This window comes from Devosia sp. A369 (assembly GCF_054489345.1).
Genome location: NZ_JBTMWV010000046.1, coordinates 1 through 2750 on the forward strand (window position 1 = coordinate 1; position 2750 = coordinate 2750).

General features: G+C 62.1%; 3 protein-coding genes. 2 read left to right on the forward strand and 1 reads right to left on the reverse strand.

The features are described 5' to 3' along the window. Positions 1-265 precede the first annotated feature (265 nt). Entirely contained in the window at positions 266-388 is a 123-nt protein-coding gene (locus tag ACX3OZ_RS20755) for a hypothetical protein (RefSeq protein ID WP_459095780.1), read from the reverse strand. Positions 389-742: 354 nt separating this feature from the next. Between ACX3OZ_RS20755 and ACX3OZ_RS20760 the strand changes: the two genes are divergently transcribed. Together ACX3OZ_RS20760 and ACX3OZ_RS20765 are read left to right on the forward strand one after the other, a co-directional pair. After that, complete coding sequence (locus ACX3OZ_RS20760; protein WP_459105495.1) at positions 743-1546, forward strand: hypothetical protein; 804 nt, start codon at positions 743-745, stop codon at positions 1544-1546. Further along, positions 1440-2651: an autotransporter-associated beta strand repeat-containing protein gene (locus tag ACX3OZ_RS20765; RefSeq protein ID WP_459105496.1), complete on the forward strand. Its 1212-nt coding sequence runs from the start codon at positions 1440-1442 to the stop codon at positions 2649-2651. Before ACX3OZ_RS20760 ends, ACX3OZ_RS20765 begins: the two co-directional genes overlap by 107 nt. Positions 2652-2750 lie beyond the last annotated feature (99 nt).

Below are 2750 nucleotides of genomic sequence, written 5' to 3' on the forward strand. Positions count from 1 at the left end.
GGTATAGATCCCCAACCCTCCTGCAAGCGTCGCAGAAGGAAGATAGGTGGCCGACTTTTACGCCGCCCGAAGCGGGACTATCCCGCCGCTACCGTGGACTAATTTTGCACCGCCGCTCTCACATCGATTGGTCGATCTCGCTTGCACCAGGAGCCACGTACATCGCGGCAAGGCTGGGGACGAGCACATGACCCAGCGCAGCAGTCCGAGCGCCTGCACCAGCCCAGCAAGCCCCCCTGCCCCAATCGAGAGCGCCGCCAGCAAGCTACCGCGCGTCCCCAGTTGAGGACACCAGCACCGACCCAAACGGCTCGTCGCCTGTGCTCAAGGCCTGGGCGGCCAGTTCGACAAAACGCTGCAAATGCTTGCGATCCACGTCAGTAATCACGGCCTGTCCTCTCATTTCAATGCATGTAACGCGATGGTAACTCGCTTTGCCGAGCGGCCCAATCGATGTCGGCGAGCTGGCAGCCTAACGGCCATGTGGTCAGCGGGGAACGTGAGCCTTTCGCGCTCCGAAGGCAACGACACCAAGAAGCGTTGATCAGTTCATGATGACTTCGGCAGCCTCCGACTCCATGCCGGCCGGGCCGCAGCTCGTGCGGCGTCAAACATCAACAGGATAAGGCCGCCGACCCGTTTTTGGGTTAGCCCACGCCCGAGGAGGGCGTTAACGTCTTGTTAACGAGGGCACCCCGCAAGTCGGGGGATGGGCGGGGGACAGTCCGTGAACAGATAGCAGTTGAATTGGCCGGCGCAGCATAGCGGCTGCGGCGGCGCTGTTGCCTATGCTGATTTCGGGACATTGCGCTGCCGGCTACTTGCCGGGATGGCCGGCACGGCGCTGCTGGCCAGCGTGCCGGGGGCCAGTGCGGAAGGTCTGGTCTTCACCTGGAGCGGGGGTGATACCAGCCCGGGCTATGCGCGCCCACCCAACTGGGATCCCATCGTCCTGGATGCGGACGGAAATGTCGTCGAGACAACAGCCACACTGCCATCCGAAGGCGACTGGGCGATCGTCACCAGCGGCACGCCAACGATGAGCAATAGGGGGTGGTCCGCCCTCGGGCTCGACCTCAGTGGCGGGCTGTTCACCATCAGAAGCAGCAAACAGAATTTCTCGGATTATACCGTCGACATGCTGAAGCTCAGTGGGACCGGGCAGCTCAGCATTGGCCGCGATGAGCAATTCGGTCCGAGCGCGTTTTTCACACGCGACACCACGATAACGGGCGGCGCGGCGTCCGGCTTCGGCATTTTGAATGCCACGAATTCGATCTCGCAATCGGGCGGCGACGTCAGCCAGCTGACGATCAATACGCCGCACTACACCCAGTCTGGCGGCACCCCTGAGCGCCGCCGTGACCACCGATGTTTACGAACTGACCAGCGCCGAAGCGCTGTCGATCGGCGCGACCATCGACGCCTCGGAGGCCTTCATGCTCCGGCCCGACAGCGGGACAGCGATTGTCGACGCCGCGCTCACGGGTACCGGCAGGCTGATCAAGTCCGGCAGCGGCGCCGTGGTGTTGACGAACGACAATGACTTCACCGGCTCCGTCGTGATCGCCGCCGGCGTGCTGGAACTTCGCAACGGCAATGCCTTGGCCGACACCAGTGCGGTGAGCATCGCCAATGTGGCGGGTGCAACGCTCCTACTGACCGATTCCGAGACCATCGGCTCATTGTTGGGCGGCGGCTCCGAGGGCGGCTCCGTGCAGATCGCCGATGGCATGACGCTGACGGTGGGCGACGAGACCGACACGACTTTCCTCGGCACCATCGGCGGCGAAACTGCTGCCTTGGTCAAGCAGGGGGTCGGCACGCTGACGCTGGGCGGCGGGATCATGCTGGGCGGCCTGTCGGTGACCGGCGGGACGCTGCAGATCGGCACCGGCATGTCGACCGACATGGCCTCGTTCGAGTCGGCGACGATTGACCACGGCGCGACGCTCTATGTGGCGGAAGGCGCGACACTGACGATCCGTGTCCCCAACAACATCGTCAACAACGGTCATCTCATCAATTTTGGCACGGTGCATGACGATCTCGACAATGCCGCCGCGTTCGACAATTACGCGGTGTACAACGCCGATATCGCCAGCAATACCAGTGACATCAACAACCATGCGCCGGGCGTGTGGACCGGCAAGGTGCTGACCAACGCCGGCCAGATCAATAATTTGAGTGGTGCCCACTGGGTGGGTGATGTTGTCAGCAATAATGGCGGCATTCGCAATGCGGCAGGCGCCAGCTGGATAGGCGACCTCTCGACCAATGGCGGCGTCTCCAACAGCGGGACTTGGACCGGCAACGTCTTGGCTGCCTATGACCAGATTCACAATGAGAATGGTGCCCACTGGGTGGGCGACATTGTGGGGAACAGCAACGCTATTTTCAACAAGGCGGGCGGCAGCTGGAGCGGCAGCGTGATCGGCAATGGCGGAGGCGGCACGTTTGGGCAGATCCACAATTACGGGACCTGGATCAACGGCACAGTGGCGGGCAACGCCGGCATGATCCTCAATCTGAACGGGAGCTGGAGCGGGGATATCCGCGGTAACAGCGACTTCATCAGCAACAACACCAATGAGTCGGTTCTCAACCCGAATGGCGTGAACCAGGGTAAGCGCGAAGCCGATCCCGTCTGACATTGGCTTACCCAGGGGGGTATAGGCACCGCAGCTTTTGCTGACGATGTGAGTTCCTATGTCTGCGCCTATGCCCAGTGATAGAAGTTTCCAGTTGCT